This window comes from Kaistella carnis, from assembly GCF_003860585.1.
GTDB classification, from domain to species: Bacteria; Bacteroidota; Bacteroidia; order Flavobacteriales; family Weeksellaceae; genus Kaistella; species Kaistella carnis.
In genome coordinates, this window is record NZ_CP034159.1 from 865,781 (window position 1) to 884,038 (window position 18,258).

Here is an 18,258-nt window from a genome sequence, read left to right on the forward strand (position 1 = left end):
ATAATGCAACCTGACATAAATATGAGTTATGAAAAATAAAAAATACGTGCTTGATCTTTTGAAAAGTGAAGACGAGCAACTTCGAAAAATGCACGCAATTATCGAAAAAGCTCTTACAGAGGAAACGCTTATCACCACTACCATACAGGAAAACGACGAGGAAAGAAGCTACGGTGAAAAACTATCGGACCGCGTTGCACAATTTGGTGGCAGCTGGAGGTTCATCATTATTTTCGGCCTTATTCTAATGATTTGGATCCTTTACAACACGCAGGTCATGCACAATAAAAAGTTTTGATCCATATCCCTACATATTATTAAATTTAATACTTTCGTGTATTGCCGCAATTCAGGCACCGATCATCATGATGAGTCAAAACAGAAAGGAGGTTAAAGACCGAAAAAGATCCATCAATGATTACATGATCAACCTGAAATCGGAAATTGAAATCAGAAATCTACACGAAAAGGTCGATCTTTCTATCATTGATCAGTACAAACATCTTTGTGACATTCAACAGAAGCAATTAGAACTTTTAGAAGAATTAAATAAGAAAGTCAGATTGCTTTCAAAGCCTTCCAATCTTTCTTAAAATTAAAGGAATAAATACTTATAGAATTAAAAAAATCATCTTATATTTAAATTAGAATTTTACCACCATGACGAAAGAAGAACTGCTGAACAAAGCCATAAAGATTGCCCAAAAAGGCCACAAAGGACAAACCGATAAATTCGGAACGCCGTACATCGGTCATGTAATTCGGGTCATGAATGCAGGAAAGACCTATGATGAAAAAATAGTTGGTGTTTTACACGACGTGATTGAAGACTGCCCCGAGATTACTTTGGAATATTTGAAAGAGGAAGGATTTCCTGAACATATTGTTTTTGCCATTCAATGCTTAACCAAAACTCCGGCGGATCAGGATTACACCGAATTTGTAAAACAGACCGAAAAATCACCCCTTGCAGTTTCGGTAAAGATGAATGACCTGCAGGATAATATGGATTTAAAGAGATTTACGCAACCGCTTACTGAGCGCGATATGAAACGTCTGAACAAATATTTAACCGCCTATTTGTACTTAAAGGCAAAATATTAGTCGACCGTTTTTTGCGAATCTGCTACGATGGCTTTCAGTTCTTTGACTTCAGCCGCCGTTAGATCCCGCCATTTGCCGACCGGAAGATCAAGCTTAATATTTAAGACGCGAATTCTCTTCAGCTTTTTTACTTCATAGCCACAATATTCGCACATGCGGCGGATCTGACGGTTTAAACCTTGCGTAAGGACAATTCTAAAAGAAAGATTATCGATTTGCTCAACTTCACATTTATTGGTCACAGTATCAAGAATAGGGATTCCACCGCGCATTTGCATGAGGAATTTTGGCGTGATTGGTTTGTCAACTCTTACGATATATTCTTTTCCGTGGTTGTTTCTGGAACGCAGAATCTTGTTCACAATATCTCCATCATTCGTAAGAAGGATTAATCCTTCACTCGGTTTATCTAATCTTCCGATGGGGAAAATTCTTTTCGGATGATTCACGAATTCGATGATATTGTCTCTTTCTCTTTTGGTATCCGTTGTGCAGACAATTCCGACCGGTTTATTCAACGCGATATAAATGGGTTCTTCATCTGTTTTTCTAATGGTCACGCCATCGACAAAAATTTCGTCGTCGTCAGAAACTTTAGTTCCCATTTCCGGCACAGCGCCATTGATTGTAATTCTTCCCTGTTCTAAAAGTCGGTCTGCTTCTCGGCGTGAACAGAAACCTACTTCTGAAAGGTATTTATTTATTCTGGTCTTTTCCATACTCATTATAGTTTTTGTAACTGAAAATCGTCAGTCCGTAAAATATCCCCACAATGCTAAATCACGTATTTCCTAACTTTTGACCTTCAACATAGAAGCCGCCATGCTGGCTTAAGCGTTGACGGAGATTAATTTTCCCATTTTTATTCCAAATACTGATTGAAATTTTCAAAACGGTAGTCGTCCTTCAAATAATCAGAACTTCCATCTTCAATTTTGTAATCTCCAATTTTGGTTCTGCGAAGGTTGGTTAAATAAGCACCAACTCCCAATTCCTGACCAATATCATGGGCTAAACTTCGGATATAAGTTCCTTTGGAGCAACCAACGGTAAAGCGAACGAAAGGTAATTCTATCTCAATATCTTTAATATAATTAATGGTGGTTTTCCGGGATTTCATTTCCACTTCTTTTCCGGCTCTGGCTAAATCATAGGCGCGGTTTCCTTCGATTTTAATAGCGGAAAAAATCGGCGGTTTCTGATCAATTTCACCGAGGAATTTTTCTAAAGTTTCCTTGATTTGTTCTTCCGTAATGTTTGAAATATCCTGTTGGAGAATCTCGGGTTTTTCGGTATCGTAAGATTCTGTTTGAACACCGATCTTTATTTCAGTGAAATATTCTTTTGGCGCATCCTGAATTTCAGGAATGATCTTAGTGAATTTTCCGGTGCAGACAATTAGTAATCCTGTGGCGCGCGGGTCCAATGTTCCGGCGTGACCAATTTTGAATTTCTTCGGAAGATTAAATTCACTTTTGAGTTTGTATTTCAGTTTATTCACCGCTTGAAAACTCGTCCAATCCAAAGGTTTGTCGAGAAGTATAATCTGGCCTTCTAAGAAATCGGTATCGGTCATTTTTAAAAATTAAATTTATAAAAAATTCTGGTTTGCAGCCCGACCTGAGTGGAGCTCTTTTTGCCGCAACGAAGTGGAGGCAAAAAAGCGGGAACGGAGGGCGGATTAAGCTGCCCAAATAAAACTATTGAAACTGTGTAAAATAAATCAACAACACGATTCCCACGATGATCCGGTACCAACCCCAAGGCTTGAAACCGTATTTGTTTAGCAACCCAATAAACGATTTTATGGCGATTAAAGCTACGATAAATGCCACCACATTTCCCACAACAAATGCAATAATGTTGTCTGAAGAAGACAGGATCATTTCATACCCTTTCATTGGATTGGGGGTTTCTTTGCCCCAGGTTTTCACGAAAATTGAATAAACAGTCACGGCTAACATGGTCGGAACGGCTAGAAAGAAAGAAAATTCTGCGGCTGCTTTTCTGGTTAATCCCTGCGTCATACCCCCAATAATTGAAGCGGCACTCCTACTCGTTCCGGGCATCATGGCGAGACATTGCCAAAAACCGATGATCACGGCTTTCTTAATGGACATGTCTTTTTCATCATCAATTTTTGGATTTTTAAACCAGGAATCCGCAAAAAGTAAAACAATTCCACCTGCGACCAAAACCGCCGAAATTGCTATCTGATTCCCTAAAACGGCTTCAATTTTATCATCGAAAAGATATCCTAAAACGAGGGCTGGAATAACGGCGAAAGCCAATTTGTAATAAAATTTTAGATTCTGAAAATCAAAAAACTTTTTCCAGTACGCGGCAACCACGGCTAAAATTGCCCCAAATTGTATTGAAACCTGAAACATTTTTAAAAATTCTGTTTCTTCCATCCCCATTAAGTTGGCGATAAAACCCATGTGTGCGGTAGAAGAAATAGGAAGGAATTCGGTAAGTCCCTCAATAATTGCAATGATGATTGCCTTAAATAAATCCATTTTTATTTTTTGTTAAAAGTCTGTGAAAATGTCTGAGTAAAGTGGTTTTAAAAAAAACTTTGTCAAAGATTTAAACTTTGACAAAGCAGTATTTGATCACTATGACCGTTTATTTGTTTCTCTTCAAAATGGCGTAAATCTCCACGATGAAACCGGCAATGACCAGCATTGGGGCAATTCGGATTCTACGTATAGAGAAGATATCCTCATTCCATACGTTGGGATCGAATTTACCATCGACCGTGTTCGCATCAGCGCCCATCATCAAAATAAATCCTAAGATAATTAATGCCAATCCGATCAGCATCCACTTGTAATTTTCTTTTCCGAAATAAAAAGTTGCATTTTCGGAAACTTCAACTTTTTTACCGACCGAATCGGCGGAAAAGTTTTTATGTTTTTTGCTCATTTTTAAGAATAATAAAGATCATCAACATTCGATTTTAAAAATCGCCATGTTGCAAAAACGGTGGAGAAAACGGTGATCAAAACGCCCAGCAAAAAGATGCTTACGACGAGAATAATCAATTGATTGTTGTCCTGCGCAAATGGAGTTCCGATTTGAGTAACGAAATAATACCAGGCACCAAATAAAACGCCTAAACCGATTAAAGCACCAATTACCCCAAGAATAATTGCTTCTTTAATAAAAGGTTTTAAAATGAAGCGTCGCTTGGCACCAACCAACTGCATCGTTTTGATAATGAACCTCTTTGAAAATATTTTCAAACGGATGGAGTTATTAATCAAAACAACCGCTAAGATCAAAAACAGAATCGAGAAGCCGAGGATCCATTTCATGATGTTTGTTAAGTTGTTGTACACTTCTACCATTAAGGTGCTGTTATTTTTAACATCAGTAATACCGGGTGTCGCTTTGATTTGTTTTATGGCTTCATCGATTTTTGTAGGGTCTACAAACTCAGGCTTTAAAGCGACTTCAACAGAAGAGGGAAAAATATTTTCTTCGAAGAGTGCACTGCTTTCAATGCCCATACTTTTTTTAGCTTCCAGCGCCGCCATTTCCCGGGAAATATAGGTGGCCCGTTTTACCGGTGCTAAATTTTGTATTTTCTTAAAGGTCTCAGCCTCCATCTTTGCGGTTTTCACCGAATCCTTTGCATCGTAATTTTCATCAAAATAAGCGTTCACTACCAATTGCTCCTTGATATAATCTGAATATTTTTGCGCATTGATCAGAATAAGTCCCATCAATCCTAATAAAAATAACACCAATGCAATACTAATCACCACGGTGATGTTGCTGGAGCGAAGTCTTCTTTTGTTAAAATCTTCAACTGTCTTAGCCATTAAATAAAAAATTTCTGCTAAAATAGAAAAAAACTTCCGTAATTTGCGGAGAAAGGCGGAAAATCGCTGTTAAAAAAAACTTAAAAGAAACTGCAGAAGGACTTAAAAATAGGACTTTTGATTTTTGTTTCTCCTTAAAATAAATAGATTCCTTCATGAGCGTTAGAGCTAAGAAACATCTCGGTCAACATTTCCTGACTGATGAAAATATTGCCAAAAATATTGTAGACGGACTGAGTTACGAAAATTATAACCAGGTTTTAGAAGTAGGTCCTGGAATGGGCGTGCTTACCAAATATCTTTTAGAAAAGGACGCAGAAATTTTTGTGGCAGAAATCGATACGGAATCCATCGCCTACTTGAAAAGCCACTATCCGAAATTGGAGGACCGGCATTTTGTGGGTGATTTTCTACGATTAAATATTGCAGATTCATTTGAAGGGCAAGTTTCCGTTATCGGTAATTTTCCTTATAATATTTCGTCCCAGATTCTTTTTAAAATTATTGATCACTACGATCGTGTTCCGGAAATGGTGGGAATGTTCCAAAAGGAAGTTGCAGAGAGAACTGCCGCGGTGCCTAGAACCAAAGATTACGGAATCCTTTCAGTATTGGTGCAGGCATTATATGATGTAAAATATCTTTTTACGGTCCATGAAAATGTGTTTAATCCGCCACCAAAAGTAAAATCCGGAGTGATTCGTTTGACCCGAAATCCAAAAGAAGGTTTAACCGGAAATGAGGTTTTGTTCAAGCAAATTGTAAAAGCAGGTTTTGGACAACGGCGCAAAAAGCTTTCAAATTCCTGGAAAGCCTTGGGTATCCCAGAGGAATTGAAAACGCACGAATTTATGGATAAACGCGCAGAGGAATTATCAGTCGCAGATTTTATTGCATTTACAAAGCTTTGGAAAGAACATTCTTAAAAACTAAAAAACCATTCAGATTTGAATGGTTTTCTTTTACAATATTAATAGAGATGCGGTTTTAAAGGGTCTCCTTTTTATCCTCTTTCTTTAGTTCAGCAAGCAGATTTTCGAGCTCGGAAATTTTTCCTTTTAGATTATTAAGCTGGCTTTTATTTGTTGCTACATTACTCTTCAACATCACATTTTTTGCACGTTCGTTGTGATCCTCGTCCTCTTCCTCCTCCGCAATATCTTCGATGTCTTCCTGAATATCATCAATATCCTCACTAATTTCTTCAATGTCTTCCTGAATATCTTCGATATCTTCCTGAATTTCATTTACATCGTCTTTCAAATCTTCAATATGTTCCTGACTCCTATTCACAGACATCTGAATAAAAATAGCAAGATAAATTGCTTCTAAGGAAAGTACCGTTGTAAGGACCAAAAGCATTTTATCAAAAGCAACCAGACCGAAAAGTGGCAATAAAAAAGCCGTTATAAAAACAATAGAATGTACAATCAGAGACGGAATTGAGCCAATCCACCACATCACCCCATCGGTTACGCGTACCAAAAAATCTATTTTTTCTTTGTGTTCTTCTTCTTTAGTTTTCATTTTTTTCTATTTTTTTCTAAAACTCCTTAGCAATTCCCACACCAAAAAGCGCAAAATCATACTTGGCAGGATCCTGATCATCAAATTTTCTTAGAGCCAAATCCATTTCTTCTACCGTTTTCCAGTCATTTTGTTTTCGCTGAATAATATTCAATTTACGCGAAATATTTCCGGTATGAACATCCAAAGGGATGGATAAATATTTTTGATCAATATTTTGCCAGATTCCAAAATCAACGCCTTTTCGATCTTGGCGAACCATCCAGCGAAGATACATCATCAAGCGTTTTGCGGACGAGTTTTTGTAGGTTGAACTTACATGTTTTGTACTGCGATGCTGTTCGTCATTATTAAAAAATTCCGTTCTAAAGCGATGAAAGCTGTGATAAAAATTGGTTTCACCTTCTTTTAATAAAAACAAATTCTCCAGGCTTTCGTGTTCTTTATATATCCGGTTCAGATTTTTGACAAAGTTCTCTAAATCTTCTTTGTTAAAAGTCCGGTGTACCGACGAATGTTGGAATGCATCAATATCTTTTTCATTATAATTTAATATAAAATCATAGGGCGAATTTCCCATCCATGATAAGATCTTGTCCGCATCAGTCAGAATTGATTTTCTGGTTCCCCAAGAAATCGTGGCGGTCAGAAATCCTGCAATTTCTATGTCCTGTTTTAACGAAAAACGGTGTGGGATCTGGATAGGATCATTTTCAATAAAATCGATATGATTATAAAGATCTGCTTTTTCATCCAGGAAATCTTTTAAGAATTCGGTATCCGGAATTTTGGTGGAGTTTTTCACTATCCTAATTATAAAATCTCAACCTGTTGTAGGGCTTTCGGTAAATCGGTGTTGGGGAAAACTTCCCGTGCTTCCTCTAAAAATACATTTAAATCGTGGTAACGGTTGGAAAAATGTCCCAGAATTAGTTTTCCTACATTGGCTTTCCGTGCAATTCTGGCTGCTTCCAAAGCGGTGGTATGCCCAGTATAATCGGCCATTTCTTTCAGATCATGCAGAAATGTGGATTCGTGATATAACACATCAACCTCATTGATAAGAGGCAAAATCTTTTCGGAATAACGAGTGTCACTGCAAAATGCATAAGTCACGGATTTTGAGGGATCCTTTGTTAAAACTGTATTTTTCAAAACATAACCGTCATTTAAAACGAAGTCTTTTCCGTTTTTTAAATTCTGGTAATCGCAGATTTCTATTTCAGGATATTTTGCGATCTCCTCCATATTTAGATGCCTTTCTTTTGGTTTCTCCCGAAAAAGATAGCCATTGCAGTAAATTCGGTGGTCTAAAGGAATGGTAAAAACTTCCAGCTTTTGATCTTCATATATTTTTTCGGACTTCTTGTTGTTGAGTTCATGATAAACGACTTCAAAACCTTTGTGAGTTTCTGTCAACCGGAAAATCGTTTCGAGCATCTCTTTGATTCCTTTCGGCCCATAAACATGCAGCGGAGTTTCCCGCCCTAACAAACGGAAGGAGGCGATTAAACCGGGCAAACCAAAACAATGGTCCCCGTGAAGATGAGAAATAAATATATGATTGATTTTTGAGAAGCGTGCTTTTGCTTTTCGTAGCTGTACCTGCGTTCCTTCGCCACAGTCAATCAGAAAGCAGCGTTCGTCCATCTCAAGAAACTGGGCCGTGGGCGCCGAATTAATGGTAGGAATGGCAGAGTTAAAACCGAGAATTGTAAGATAAGTGCTCAAAAGTTTTGAATATTAGATGAGGGATGGTTGATCCAGAATATTATTTGTTGTAGACAAATTTAATGATTATTTGGGGGATTCTGAAAAGAAAAACGGATCTTGATCATAGCCGCGATTGAACGGCCTGTATGAGCTCTTTTTTGCGTTGCTTCTTCTTTCGAGTTAAGATCCCGTTTTCAAACGCAAAAAAAGCGAGAAGTGAAAGCGCGACCAGTTGTGTAAGAAAAGAAAAATCTGGATGCTTCAAAAAAAAAATCCTGAAAATAATTTTCAGGATCTTAAGATTTTATATTATTTCGTCTTCAATTTTTTGAATTTGATGTAAGAAATAATGGCGAGCGTAAACATAAATGCAATGCCGATATACACCCAGATCGGAACAGGAATCGGATCTCCTGCTGCATAGGAATGCAAACCACTTAGGTAGTAATTTACTCCAAAATAGGTCATCACGATAGTGCTGATCGCAAACAATGAAGCGACATGGAATGCCCATCTTCCGCGTAATCCCGGAACTAATCGCATATGTAAAACGAATGCATACACCATGACGGAGATAAACGCCCAGGTTTCTTTTGGATCCCAGCTCCAGTATCTTCCCCAAGATTCATTGGCCCAAATCCCACCGAGGAAAGTACCAACGGTTAAGGCATATAAACCAATGGTTAAGGACATTTCTGAAACGATGGTTAATTCCTTGATCGTGGTATCGTGGTGAATTTTGAAAATTTTCTTGTTCGCAAAAATATAGAAGAACAACACGATTATCGCAATCATCATAGAGAGGCCGAAGAAGCCGTAGCTCGACACAATAATCGCAACGTGAACAATCAACCAATAGGATTTCAACACCGGAACCAGCGGTGTAATCTGCGGATCAAGTGCTGAACCACCGTGAGCAAATCCCATCATAATTACGGCAACCATAAATCCTGCCGCAGGAATCAGGGCGTTTGAATTTCGGTACAGTAATAATCCTGCAGAAATCGCCACCCACGAAATAAATATTATGGCTTCATAACCGTTACTCCATGGTGCATGGCCTGAAATATACCATCTTCCTACCAAGCCTAAGAATTGTAGGAAATAGCCCACCAAGCCCACAAGAATTAATCCTCTGATTATTTTATTTAAGAGCCTATTCGGCTTAAATAATTCAATGAAACCTAAAATCAAAAGTAGTCCACCGATGACCGAATAGAACATCAATAAATAAAAGTTGATATTTGCTTTGTTCATCAAGACTTCAAGTTTCACTTTCGATTCACTTGGCACTACGTTTTTACCCCAGGTTTGTTGGTATTGCTCCAGTTTCACCAATTCGGCATCGGCCTTGGACCAGTTACCTGATTTTTGGGCAGATAATACTTCGGAGAAATAAGGACCCATTACCTTCTGAGATTCTGTGTCCGGCTCGAAGTTTTGGTCTAACCAGGAATGCCACGTATTGTTCGGATCATTTTGTACGGGAACAATTCTCATGAACTGGCCACTGAAGAATTCGTTAAATGCCTGAACACGGTCGTTTACGGCAATTACTTCTTTATCATAATTGGTCTGATCTGCGGGTTTTTTCCGGAAGGCTTCCTGATAATCTTCTTCTAAAACATAGTGAAGTGCACCATTTTGGTCGGCCGGGAACAGGCTCATCAGGGACGTATAATATTCATCACCTAAAGCCTTATGATCTTTATAAATAGCTTTGGTTTTTTTTCTTAACTCTTCTCCTCCTTTAGAACCAACTCTAATTATAGGAACCATGGTCCAACTTGCAGTATCGGTATTAATTGACAAAAACCATTGTTCAGCTGTCATTGATTTTCCGTCTGTTCCATTAAATTTATCGTGTTTATACAATTTTCTAAGAACGTCTAAAGCCTGAGTACTCATCGGAACAATACGACCTTCGTAATTTTGAACTAACAAATATCCGAACTTATCGGCGTGTTCTTTAGAAATTTTATTTCTTGCGATAATTTCATCAGCGGTAATTGGCTTCGGAGATCTTAACATTCCAACAGCCTTTTGTTTTTTTGGAGCAGCCTCCTCAGTCAGTAAATCTGCAGCGTCGTGGTTATGGCCATCATCTGCGGAATGGGAAATTTCACTTCCACCATCGGTATTGCCATGCGTTTCTATAGACTGCGCATTTAAATTCAGCGTTAAAAGAAGCAATAAGATGGTCGCCCCTTTCTTTTTGCTGACATTTTTTAACATGGTATTCAGTTTCCAGAAGTGCGTTCCTTTCCAGAAGAAGATGACAAACATTCCCCCAAAAAGGAAGAAATAACCGATATAAGTAATCAGCGTTCCCCAGAAATCGTGGTTCACAGAAAGCACGGTTCCTTTTCTATCCGGATCAAAACTTGCCTGGAATAATCGATATCCATCATGATTTAATACGTGATTCATGTAAATTTTATAAGGTGTTTGTTTTCCTTTGTCGATAATTTGTACGTGACTTTCATATGCACTTGGGGAAGAACTTCCCGGGTAGGTTTCCATTACAAATTTATCCAGTTTCAAGGAAAACGGAGTGTTATATACTTTTGGTCCGAAACCAAGAATAATATTCATTCCGTCCAGTGAAATCTGTTTGAAGGCATTTGGATTCCCTTTTTCAACAGGAAGATCAACGCGTACTTTTGATTTTGGTCCCTGAACTTCGACCGTCAAATTATCGGAAACATCTTTGTCTTTTTTACGGTCTCCTTCATAAGCGATGAGTTTTCCTTTCATCAAACCTTCCGGAACAACCAATTTCAAATCATTTATAGAATAGAGACTTCTTAAAACCAAAGGTTCATATTCATCTTTTTTCGTCGTTCCTTTCGCCTGGGTCGCCATGGTCATATATTCCGATTCAACCGGAGTTTTAATGAGCAAAGTTCCGTTGGTATTATTGAATTCCACAGCCCCCTCGATGGCTCTGTTGAAAGAAACCAAAGTTCCGTTCACCAACTTTGAATCACCGGGTTTGATGTAAATATTTTCCCGCCCGTTTTGTCCCGTAGAAACCAAATGAAGATATTCAATTCCCTGTGGGTCAACCACCAAACTGTCTTTTTTTCTCTGGATATAATCAATTGCTTTTACCGCGATCTTCTTACCGTGATATTCGTAATTTGCATTGAAGTTCTTGTGAAGCGGCGACATTAAATAAGGAACATCCTGATAATTAAGAACATCACCATTCTCTTCAATTTGAATTTTAAAGAAATTTTTGTCGGTAATAATTTCGTTGCTTGTTTCGCCTTCCCGAATATGCATGATTCCTTCGAAACTTACATATCGCGTAATGGCACCACCTAAAAATATTAAAATAAAGGAAAGGTGAAAAACCAAAACCGGCCATTTTTCTTTCCGCCAAAGCCGATATCTCGTAATATTTCCAATAAAATTGAGGATCAACAGGAGCATTAAGCCCTCGAACCATTTCGCTTCGTAGATCAATGCTTTTGCAGTGGGAGTACCATAATCGTTTTCCAAAAATGTGGCGTAAGCCATCGAACCGGCGTATACCAACAATAAAACCGCCATGGTTCTTGTGGAAATAAGAATGTTTTGAATTTTTTTCATGAGAACATAAAAAATTTACTTTCGCTGAAAAAAAAGGTAACCGATTACTTCAGCTATTTTTAATTTAGAATAAATTTGAACGATTGCAAAAATACAACGTATATATTGAAAAGAAGAATTTACCTCTTGTTTTTTGAGTTAATTTACATTGAAAAATATGAATAAAATCATACTTTTCTTCCGCAATAAAATAAAAAAGGACACATTTGTCCTCTGCAAAATCGTTTAGATTTGTTTTCGTATAATTTCTACAACGTAATTCTGCTGTATTTTAACATCTTACAAAATTACATTTCTAATAAAAAAAGAGTTTGGGAACTATGTTTTAAAAATACTGGAATTGTTGATTTAGTGGTTGGTATTGTTCAACATGGGTACAAATTTGTAGGCACCAAATTCCTCCTTTTCAAATTCTCGTTCCGATTTTTTTGTAAATCTCATTAAGATCTGCTCTTCCGTTTTCCCTAGTGGAATCACCATTTTTCCGCCGATTTTTAATTGATGCAATAATTCTGTGGGCAAAACTTCTGCGCCACAAGTCACCAAAATTTTATCAAAAGGAGCAAATGTTGGAAGTCCTAAAAAGCCATCTCCAAAACTTTGAAATTTAGGACGAAGATTAAGTTCACGGAATTTACGATGAGAGAAATCATGCAGATCCTTCTGGCGTTCAATCGTATAAACAAAGGCGTTCATTGCAATAAGAACTGCAGTCTGGTAACCGCTTCCCGTGCCGATTTCGAGAATTTTATCCTTTTCCTCCACTTCCAGAAGAGCGGTTTGCTCCGCCACCGTGGAAGGATGGGAAATCGTCTGTTTTGCTAAGATAGGAAAGGCGCGATCTTCGTAAGCATAATCTTCGAATACGCTTTCCAGAAAAAGATGTCGAGGCACTTTATTAATGGCCGCCAAAACATTTTCGTCAGCAATCCCAATGTTGTCACGAAGATAATCTACCAAAATTTTTCTCTTTCCTTTATGTACGTACGAATCCTGCATTTCACAAAAATAGGAATTAGATTTTAGAAATAAGAATTTAGATTTTAGAATTTTCTAACAGCTAACTTCTCGCATCTAACATCTTTTTTTATCTTTACAAAAATTAATTTTCTATGCTTAAAGCGGGTTTAGTTGGCGCAGGTCATTTGGGGAAAATACATTTAAAATTACTTCAGCAATCTGAAAAGTACGAATTGGTAGGCTTTCATGATGCTGATGTAGAGAATGGTAAAAAACTCGAAAGGGAGTTTGGATATAAATATTTTGAAAATTTCGAGGCACTTTTAGATCAAATCGAAATGCTGGATATTGTAACGCCTACCCTTTATCACTATGATTATGCCATGAAAGCGATTGACAGACGCATTCATTTTTTCATAGAAAAACCCGTTACACAAACTTTAGAGCAAGCAGAAGAAATTCTCTACAAATGCCGAGAATTCGGAATTAAAGCGCAAGTTGGTCACGTAGAGCGATATAATCCTGCCTTTATCGGTTCCAAAGATTATATTAAGAATCCCATGTTTATTGAGATTCACCGACTGGCAGAATTTAATCCACGCGGAACTGATGTTTCTGTTGTTTTAGATTTAATGATTCACGATCTGGATATTCTGCTGTCTCTTGTCAAATCAAAGGTAAAAGCAATTCATGCGAGCGGCGTTTCTGTAGTTTCAAAATCTCCGGATATCTGTAATGCGAGAATTGAATTTGAAAATGGTTGTGTTGCGAATTTAACAACTTCCAGAATTTCAATGAAAGCCATGCGCAAATCCCGCTTCTTTCAACAAGATGCCTATATTTCGGTAGATTTTTTAGAGAAAAAAGCCGAAGTCATTCGAATGAAACCGGCTCCGGAAAGCCCGAGTGATTTTGATATGATCATTGAAAATGCGGAAGGAGAAAAAAATCAAATTATTTTTGAATATCCGAACATCCAGCCTAATAACGCTATTTTGGATGAATTAGAAAGTTTCGCAGATGCGATTACCGAAGATAAGATGGTAGAAGTTTCTTTGGAAGACGGCACTGAAGCGTTGAAAGTGGCGTTGGAAATTGTGAGATTGATCAGCTAATCTATTTTCTAAATTGATTCCATTTAATTAATGTCAAAAATAAAAATCTTTTTACTATTCTTCTGTTCATTGATGATCTTAAGTTGCCAGTCTAAAAGACTTGCTGCTGACGAAGGAAAATATAACTATCATTTTATCTTAACGGAATATATAGATTCTGCGCGGGATCGATTGATTCCTGTGGCGATTTATCAACCTGTGAATTTAAAAGTTGATAACATAACACCAATTATATTCAGTCATGGTTATGGTGGTAACAAAGGAGATGATTATGCCGTAGATTACACTTATCTCTTAGAAGCTCTGGCTGAAAAAGGGTATTTTATAATTAGCATTCAGCACGAGTTAAAAAACGATGATCTGTTGTCGATGGAAGAACCTTTCAAAACGACAAGAATGTCTAATTGGAAACGTGGCGCAGAAAATATTAGTTTTGTTTTGAATAAAATAAAGACGGAATTTCCTTCGTTAAATTTTAATGAACTGGCCGTGATTGGTCATTCTAATGGCGGAGATATGTCGGTTCTATTTGCACATCAACATCCGGAATTAATTCATAAATTAATTTCTTTGGATAACAGAAGAATGGATTTACCCAGAACGTCTAAACCAAAAGTTTATACTTTACGTTCAAGCGATTATCCTGCCGACGAAGCCGTTTTACCTTCTGATGAAGAAAAGAAAAATTTTGGAATTACCGTTCAATTTACTGATATAAAACACAGCAGTATGGACAATGATGCTAATCAAGAAGAAAGAAAATATCTGACTTCAAAAATCTTAGAATACCTCAATGAAAAATAAATTATCAATCTTGTTCTTATTAATTTTCTCTTTAGGAATAGCGCAAAATTCTGATTTAAAGAAGGATATTAACCAAATTATAAAAGGTAAAAATGCCACCGTAGCCGTTTCTGTTTTAGATTTTGAAACAAATAAATCTTTAAGCATCAACGGAAATAAAAAACTTCCGCTGTTGAGCGTCTTTAAATTTCATATTGCTCTCGCAGTTTTGGATCAAGTTGATCAGGGGAAGTTGAGTCTGGATCAAAATATTCCCGTAACAAAAGCAGAGTTGTATGAAAATACATACAGTCCTTTCCGGAAAGAATTTCCTGATGGAAATGCAGAAAAAACTTTGGCACAACTCTTAAGATATATGGTAGCCAAAAGTGATAATAACATTACCGATATTTTAATAAATCTCATTGGAGGCACAAAAACAGTCCAAAAAAAGATGGACAAAAGCAGCGTGAAAAATTTCACCATAATTGCTGATGAAAGAAAAATGCACGAAGGCTGGGAATATTTATATTGGAACACCAGTACCACAAATTCTCTAAATGCTGTGTTGCAAAAATTTTATAAAGGGAAACTTCTTTCGAAACAATCTACTGATTTTCTAATGCAGACCATGTTGGAAACTACGACTGGCGCAAATAAATTGGTAGCACAATTGCCGAAAAATATTCCCGTAGCGCATAGAACAGGATCGTCAGGAAAAAATGATAACGGTTTAACTGCTGCAGAAAATGATATAGGAATTGTTACTTTACCAAATGGAAAGCACTATGCCATTAGCATATTGGTTTCAGATTCAATGGAAAGTGAAAATACAAACACCAAAATGATTGCTGATATTTCTAAGATTGTTTTTGATTATTTTAGCAGGAAATAAATAATGAAAAGAATATTTTTAATCCTGGTTCTACTGATCCAAAGCGCTTTGTTTTCACAACAGAAATGGGATATTAGATTTTACAACGAGATCGTTGGGCGGGACATCGAAGTTTTTGCAGATAATAATGAACCGATGCCCATGTCTGCTCAGTTTAATTTTAAACTGAATAATTTGGCTTCTACCCTTTCCAATGATGAAATCGTAGTGATCCCCGCAAATTCGAAAAGATTCCTGATCACAAAATTTTCAGAAATAAAACCAAATACTGCCAACTCCTTTTCCTACAGCAACACCTACAATTTTGGGAATGCACTGCAGGAGGATTTTGATGCAGATTATATTTATTCCTTACCTTTCGAAAAAGGAAAAACACAGTCTATCTTTCAGGGATACGACGGTAAATTTTCGCATAAGAATGAATTTGCCCTGGATTTCGATCTTAAATCGGGAAGTCCAATTTTAGCGGCTCGAGAAGGAATAGTGGTTCAGGTCGTTAATCAATTCACCCAAAGCTGTCCTGATATTTCCTGTGCGAAGTACAATAATAAAATTTTGATCATGCACAGCGATGGAACTTTTGCGGATTACTCGCACTTGAAATACAAGGGAACCGTGGTGAAAAAAGGAGAATTCGTAAAAAAAGATCAACTCATCGGTTACAGTGGGAGTACTGGTTTTGCAAGCGGACCGCATCTTCATTTCGCCGTCTTCATTAATAGAATTGATGGCAAAAGAACATTTATTAAGACTAAATTTAAGACTTCTGAAAGTGACGCCATACTTTTGGAAGAAGGAAAAAGTTATACAAAAGATTATTAATAATTATAAAAAATGAATAAGAATATTGTCGTTATCGGGGCAGGAACCATGGGAAACGGAATTGCCCATACCTTTGCACAAACCGGATTTAAGGTTAGTTTAGTTGATGTTTCTCAGGAAGCCTTAGACCGGGGATTGGGAACGATCACTAAAAACCTGGACCGTATCATTTCCAAAGGGAATTTGACGGAAGCGCAAAAAGAAGCAACTTTAAGCAACATTAAAACTTTTACAAAATTAGAAGATTGCGCAACCAAGGCAGATTTAATTGTAGAAGCGGCTACCGAAAACCTTGATCTGAAACTGAAGATCTTCAAACAAATGGATGATTTAGCGCCTGCAAACTGTATTCTGGCGACCAACACTTCTTCCATTTCTATTACAAAAATTGCCTCGGTCACCAACCGTCCGGACAAAGTCATCGGAATGCATTTTATGAATCCGGTGCCAATTATGAAATTGGTGGAAATCATCAAAGGTTACTCTACTTCAAAAGAAACGTTTGACGAGATCTATGAAATGAGCAAAAGATTGGACAAAACACCAACGGAAGTCAATGATTATCCGGGTTTTGTAGCCAATAGAATTTTAATGCCGATGATTAATGAAGCCATCGAAACTTTATACAATGGCGTTGCAGGAGTTGAAGAAATCGATACCGTAATGAAATTGGGAATGGCGCATCCGATGGGACCATTGCAATTGGCGGATTTCATTGGTTTAGATGTTTGCCTTGCGATTTTAAATGTAATGTACGACGGTTTCAAAAATCCTAAATATGCACCAAATCCATTACTTGTTAATATGGTGACCGCCGGGAAATTGGGCGTTAAATCAGGAGAAGGATTCTACGATTATTCTGAAAGTAAAAAGGCAGAAAAGGTTTCTAAAATGTTTACTAAGTAAGAATATCTCTTTTTAATCAAGAGAATTTCTTTACGAATTTTAAAATGATATTAGGAAAAAAAGAAGAAAATTTTCGATTTTTAATCTTTAAATAATCCATGATATTATTTAGTTAAAATTAAAATTCCCGGGAACCAATTTCGATAAATTTGATTATCTTTGACTCAGTTTTAAACATTAAGAAAATGAAATTACCAAAGTTTTTATTAGCAGACAATTCAGATTTTCCTGAAGATTTATTCGTAGTACATACCGAATACCCAAGATTTGTTTTGAATGTTGAGGAAGAGGAAGTAGAATGGTTCGACGATCTGGAAGGAGATGACGAAGAAACCGTTGCAGACGAAGCAACCAAAGTAGTTGAAGCTGCTTTCAAATGGTGTGACGAGGAGCTCGCAAAATATGATGAGGAAGAAGACGAAGAATAAATAAGAAAAAAAGGAACTCAAAATTGAGTTCCTTTTTTTTTTATCTGTAAGCGAAATTATAATTTGGTAAATTTCAAAAGCAAAAGATTGTCCTTATAAAGTTCCAACGTATTGCCATTCACTACATATTTGGTGGCCGCAGACAGCGTGCTGAAATAATTGCTTTCTTCGCTCATATTTGGACAAGCTTTTTTGGTCGCTCCAATATTCTTTGTAGAGAAATTACCAACCGTGGGATCAAGCATTAATTCTGCAAAGTAATTATTGCAACCGCCATTTCCGGTAATTTTTGAACCTTCGATCACCAGTGTCGGTTTATTACCTTTTACATTATCGGCCAAAGTCCATTGCGTATTGGTGATATTTGCCTGAGACGTTCCTACCTTCGATTTAGAAGTCGCCATGGTAGAACAAGAAGCTAAAGTTACCGCAGCAAAAAGAGCCAGGGAAGTATTTCTAAAAATATTCTTTTGTGAGAAGTGAATTGCTTTCATCTTTAAAATTTTATCTCTCAAATTTAAGTAATAATATTGAGTTGACCACGGCTGCCCTATTTTTATTCTTTCAGGGAAATAAAA

The 18,258-nt window shown here is 37.0% G+C and carries 21 protein-coding genes; 10 read left to right on the top strand and 11 right to left on the bottom strand.

The window, feature by feature from the left end:
- The first annotated feature begins 28 nt into the window (after positions 1–28).
- From EIB73_RS15135 to EIB73_RS03880, 3 genes are all read left to right on the top strand, one after another.
- Positions 29–298, top strand: a complete 270-nt coding sequence (locus EIB73_RS15135) for a DUF1003 domain-containing protein (RefSeq protein WP_228411274.1) — start codon at positions 29–31, stop codon at positions 296–298.
- 40 nt (positions 299–338) lie between these two features.
- Positions 339–593: a DUF1003 domain-containing protein gene (locus EIB73_RS15140; protein ID WP_262706742.1), complete on the top strand. Its 255-nt coding sequence runs from the start codon at positions 339–341 to the stop codon at positions 591–593.
- A gap of 67 nt (positions 594–660) precedes the next feature.
- Positions 661–1,104: a phosphohydrolase gene (locus tag EIB73_RS03880; RefSeq protein WP_125022811.1), complete on the top strand. Its 444-nt coding sequence runs from the start codon at positions 661–663 to the stop codon at positions 1,102–1,104.
- Here EIB73_RS03880 and rluF read toward each other — a convergent pair.
- From rluF to EIB73_RS03905, 5 genes are all read right to left on the bottom strand, one after another.
- Positions 1,101–1,823, bottom strand: coding sequence for a 23S rRNA pseudouridine(2604) synthase RluF (gene rluF / locus EIB73_RS03885; protein ID WP_125022813.1), 723 nt, complete (start codon positions 1,821–1,823; stop codon positions 1,101–1,103). The two genes, EIB73_RS03880 and rluF, sit on opposite strands and share 4 nt — an antisense overlap.
- A gap of 143 nt (positions 1,824–1,966) precedes the next feature.
- Positions 1,967–2,680 (bottom strand): tRNA pseudouridine(55) synthase TruB, encoded by a 714-nt coding sequence (gene truB / locus EIB73_RS03890; protein WP_125022816.1) that lies wholly within the window; start codon positions 2,678–2,680, stop codon positions 1,967–1,969.
- A 124-nt stretch (positions 2,681–2,804) separates the two neighbouring features.
- The gene (locus tag EIB73_RS03895; protein ID WP_125022818.1) at positions 2,805–3,623 is read right to left on the bottom strand and encodes an undecaprenyl-diphosphate phosphatase; all 819 of its coding nucleotides are present in this window, start codon (positions 3,621–3,623) and stop codon (positions 2,805–2,807) included.
- A gap of 109 nt (positions 3,624–3,732) precedes the next feature.
- Positions 3,733–4,032: a DUF3098 domain-containing protein gene (locus EIB73_RS03900; RefSeq protein WP_125022819.1), complete on the bottom strand. Its 300-nt coding sequence runs from the start codon at positions 4,030–4,032 to the stop codon at positions 3,733–3,735.
- A gap of 2 nt (positions 4,033–4,034) precedes the next feature.
- Entirely contained in the window at positions 4,035–4,934 is a 900-nt protein-coding gene (locus EIB73_RS03905; RefSeq protein WP_125022821.1) for a cell division protein FtsX, read from the bottom strand.
- 155 nt (positions 4,935–5,089) lie between these two features.
- Here EIB73_RS03905 and rsmA point away from each other — a divergent pair, with 155 nt between their 5' ends.
- Entirely contained in the window at positions 5,090–5,860 is a 771-nt protein-coding gene (gene rsmA, locus EIB73_RS03910) for a 16S rRNA (adenine(1518)-N(6)/adenine(1519)-N(6))-dimethyltransferase RsmA (protein WP_125022823.1), read from the top strand.
- Positions 5,861–5,921: 61 nt separating this feature from the next.
- On the opposite strand, the gene EIB73_RS03915 is transcribed toward rsmA, so the two are convergent.
- The 5 genes from EIB73_RS03915 to EIB73_RS03935 all read right to left on the bottom strand — a co-directional run bounded on the left by EIB73_RS03915 (position 5,922) and on the right by EIB73_RS03935 (position 12,770).
- Positions 5,922–6,461, bottom strand: coding sequence for a DUF1003 domain-containing protein (locus EIB73_RS03915; protein ID WP_125022824.1), 540 nt, complete (start codon positions 6,459–6,461; stop codon positions 5,922–5,924).
- Between the two features lie 16 nt (positions 6,462–6,477).
- Entirely contained in the window at positions 6,478–7,266 is a 789-nt protein-coding gene (locus tag EIB73_RS03920) for a TIGR02757 family protein (RefSeq protein ID WP_228411275.1), read from the bottom strand.
- An 8-nt stretch (positions 7,267–7,274) separates the two neighbouring features.
- Positions 7,275–8,192 (bottom strand): ribonuclease Z, encoded by a 918-nt coding sequence (locus tag EIB73_RS03925; RefSeq protein ID WP_125022826.1) that lies wholly within the window; start codon positions 8,190–8,192, stop codon positions 7,275–7,277.
- A gap of 291 nt (positions 8,193–8,483) precedes the next feature.
- Positions 8,484–11,771: a cytochrome c biogenesis protein CcsA gene (gene ccsA, locus EIB73_RS03930; RefSeq protein WP_125022828.1), complete on the bottom strand. Its 3,288-nt coding sequence runs from the start codon at positions 11,769–11,771 to the stop codon at positions 8,484–8,486.
- Between the two features lie 348 nt (positions 11,772–12,119).
- Positions 12,120–12,770 (bottom strand): protein-L-isoaspartate(D-aspartate) O-methyltransferase, encoded by a 651-nt coding sequence (locus EIB73_RS03935; RefSeq protein ID WP_125022830.1) that lies wholly within the window; start codon positions 12,768–12,770, stop codon positions 12,120–12,122.
- A gap of 113 nt (positions 12,771–12,883) precedes the next feature.
- On the opposite strand from EIB73_RS03935, the gene EIB73_RS03940 reads away from it, so the two are divergent.
- The 6 genes from EIB73_RS03940 to EIB73_RS03965 all read left to right on the top strand — a co-directional run bounded on the left by EIB73_RS03940 (position 12,884) and on the right by EIB73_RS03965 (position 17,680).
- Positions 12,884–13,846, top strand: coding sequence for a Gfo/Idh/MocA family protein (locus EIB73_RS03940; protein WP_125022832.1), 963 nt, complete (start codon positions 12,884–12,886; stop codon positions 13,844–13,846).
- A gap of 30 nt (positions 13,847–13,876) precedes the next feature.
- Entirely contained in the window at positions 13,877–14,650 is a 774-nt protein-coding gene (locus EIB73_RS03945; RefSeq protein ID WP_125022834.1) for an alpha/beta hydrolase, read from the top strand.
- Positions 14,640–15,524: a class A beta-lactamase, subclass A2 gene (bla, locus tag EIB73_RS03950; protein WP_125022836.1), complete on the top strand. Its 885-nt coding sequence runs from the start codon at positions 14,640–14,642 to the stop codon at positions 15,522–15,524. The genes EIB73_RS03945 and bla overlap by 11 nt, the downstream gene beginning before the upstream one ends.
- Positions 15,525–15,527: 3 nt before the next feature.
- Positions 15,528–16,346: a M23 family metallopeptidase gene (locus EIB73_RS03955; protein WP_125022837.1), complete on the top strand. Its 819-nt coding sequence runs from the start codon at positions 15,528–15,530 to the stop codon at positions 16,344–16,346.
- 12 nt (positions 16,347–16,358) lie between these two features.
- Entirely contained in the window at positions 16,359–17,252 is an 894-nt protein-coding gene (locus EIB73_RS03960) for a 3-hydroxybutyryl-CoA dehydrogenase (RefSeq protein WP_125022839.1), read from the top strand.
- Between the two features lie 185 nt (positions 17,253–17,437).
- Positions 17,438–17,680, top strand: coding sequence for a hypothetical protein (locus EIB73_RS03965; RefSeq protein WP_125022841.1), 243 nt, complete (start codon positions 17,438–17,440; stop codon positions 17,678–17,680).
- A 56-nt stretch (positions 17,681–17,736) separates the two neighbouring features.
- On the opposite strand, the gene EIB73_RS03970 is transcribed toward EIB73_RS03965, so the two are convergent.
- On the bottom strand, positions 17,737–18,174 hold the full coding sequence (locus EIB73_RS03970) for an META domain-containing protein (protein WP_125022843.1): 438 nt from the start codon (positions 18,172–18,174) through the stop codon (positions 17,737–17,739).
- Positions 18,175–18,258: the final 84 nt, after the last annotated feature.

Bases quoted from the DNA above. Each gene is read 5' to 3' on its own strand.
- ccsA (WP_125022828.1), bottom strand. From the start codon at position 11,771: ATGAAAAAAATTCAAAACATTCTTATTTCCACAAGAACCATGGCGGTT.
- EIB73_RS03955 (WP_125022837.1), top strand. From the start codon at position 15,528: ATGAAAAGAATATTTTTAATCCTGGTTCTACTGATCCAAAGCGCTTTG.
- EIB73_RS15135 (WP_228411274.1), top strand. From the start codon at position 29: ATGAAAAATAAAAAATACGTGCTTGATCTTTTGAAAAGTGAAGACGAG.
- EIB73_RS03895 (WP_125022818.1), bottom strand. From the start codon at position 3,623: ATGGATTTATTTAAGGCAATCATCATTGCAATTATTGAGGGACTTACC.
- EIB73_RS03900 (WP_125022819.1), bottom strand. From the start codon at position 4,032: ATGAGCAAAAAACATAAAAACTTTTCCGCCGATTCGGTCGGTAAAAAA.
- EIB73_RS03960 (WP_125022839.1), top strand. From the start codon at position 16,359: ATGAATAAGAATATTGTCGTTATCGGGGCAGGAACCATGGGAAACGGA.
- EIB73_RS03940 (WP_125022832.1), top strand. From the start codon at position 12,884: ATGCTTAAAGCGGGTTTAGTTGGCGCAGGTCATTTGGGGAAAATACAT.
- EIB73_RS03945 (WP_125022834.1), top strand. From the start codon at position 13,877: ATGTCAAAAATAAAAATCTTTTTACTATTCTTCTGTTCATTGATGATC.
- rluF (WP_125022813.1), bottom strand. From the start codon at position 1,823: ATGGAAAAGACCAGAATAAATAAATACCTTTCAGAAGTAGGTTTCTGT.
- bla (WP_125022836.1), top strand. From the start codon at position 14,640: ATGAAAAATAAATTATCAATCTTGTTCTTATTAATTTTCTCTTTAGGA.
- rsmA (WP_125022823.1), top strand. From the start codon at position 5,090: ATGAGCGTTAGAGCTAAGAAACATCTCGGTCAACATTTCCTGACTGAT.
- EIB73_RS03935 (WP_125022830.1), bottom strand. From the start codon at position 12,770: ATGCAGGATTCGTACGTACATAAAGGAAAGAGAAAAATTTTGGTAGAT.
- EIB73_RS03880 (WP_125022811.1), top strand. From the start codon at position 661: ATGACGAAAGAAGAACTGCTGAACAAAGCCATAAAGATTGCCCAAAAA.
- EIB73_RS03965 (WP_125022841.1), top strand. From the start codon at position 17,438: ATGAAATTACCAAAGTTTTTATTAGCAGACAATTCAGATTTTCCTGAA.
- truB (WP_125022816.1), bottom strand. From the start codon at position 2,680: ATGACCGATACCGATTTCTTAGAAGGCCAGATTATACTTCTCGACAAA.
- EIB73_RS03970 (WP_125022843.1), bottom strand. From the start codon at position 18,174: ATGAAAGCAATTCACTTCTCACAAAAGAATATTTTTAGAAATACTTCC.
- EIB73_RS03905 (WP_125022821.1), bottom strand. From the start codon at position 4,934: ATGGCTAAGACAGTTGAAGATTTTAACAAAAGAAGACTTCGCTCCAGC.
- EIB73_RS03915 (WP_125022824.1), bottom strand. From the start codon at position 6,461: ATGAAAACTAAAGAAGAAGAACACAAAGAAAAAATAGATTTTTTGGTA.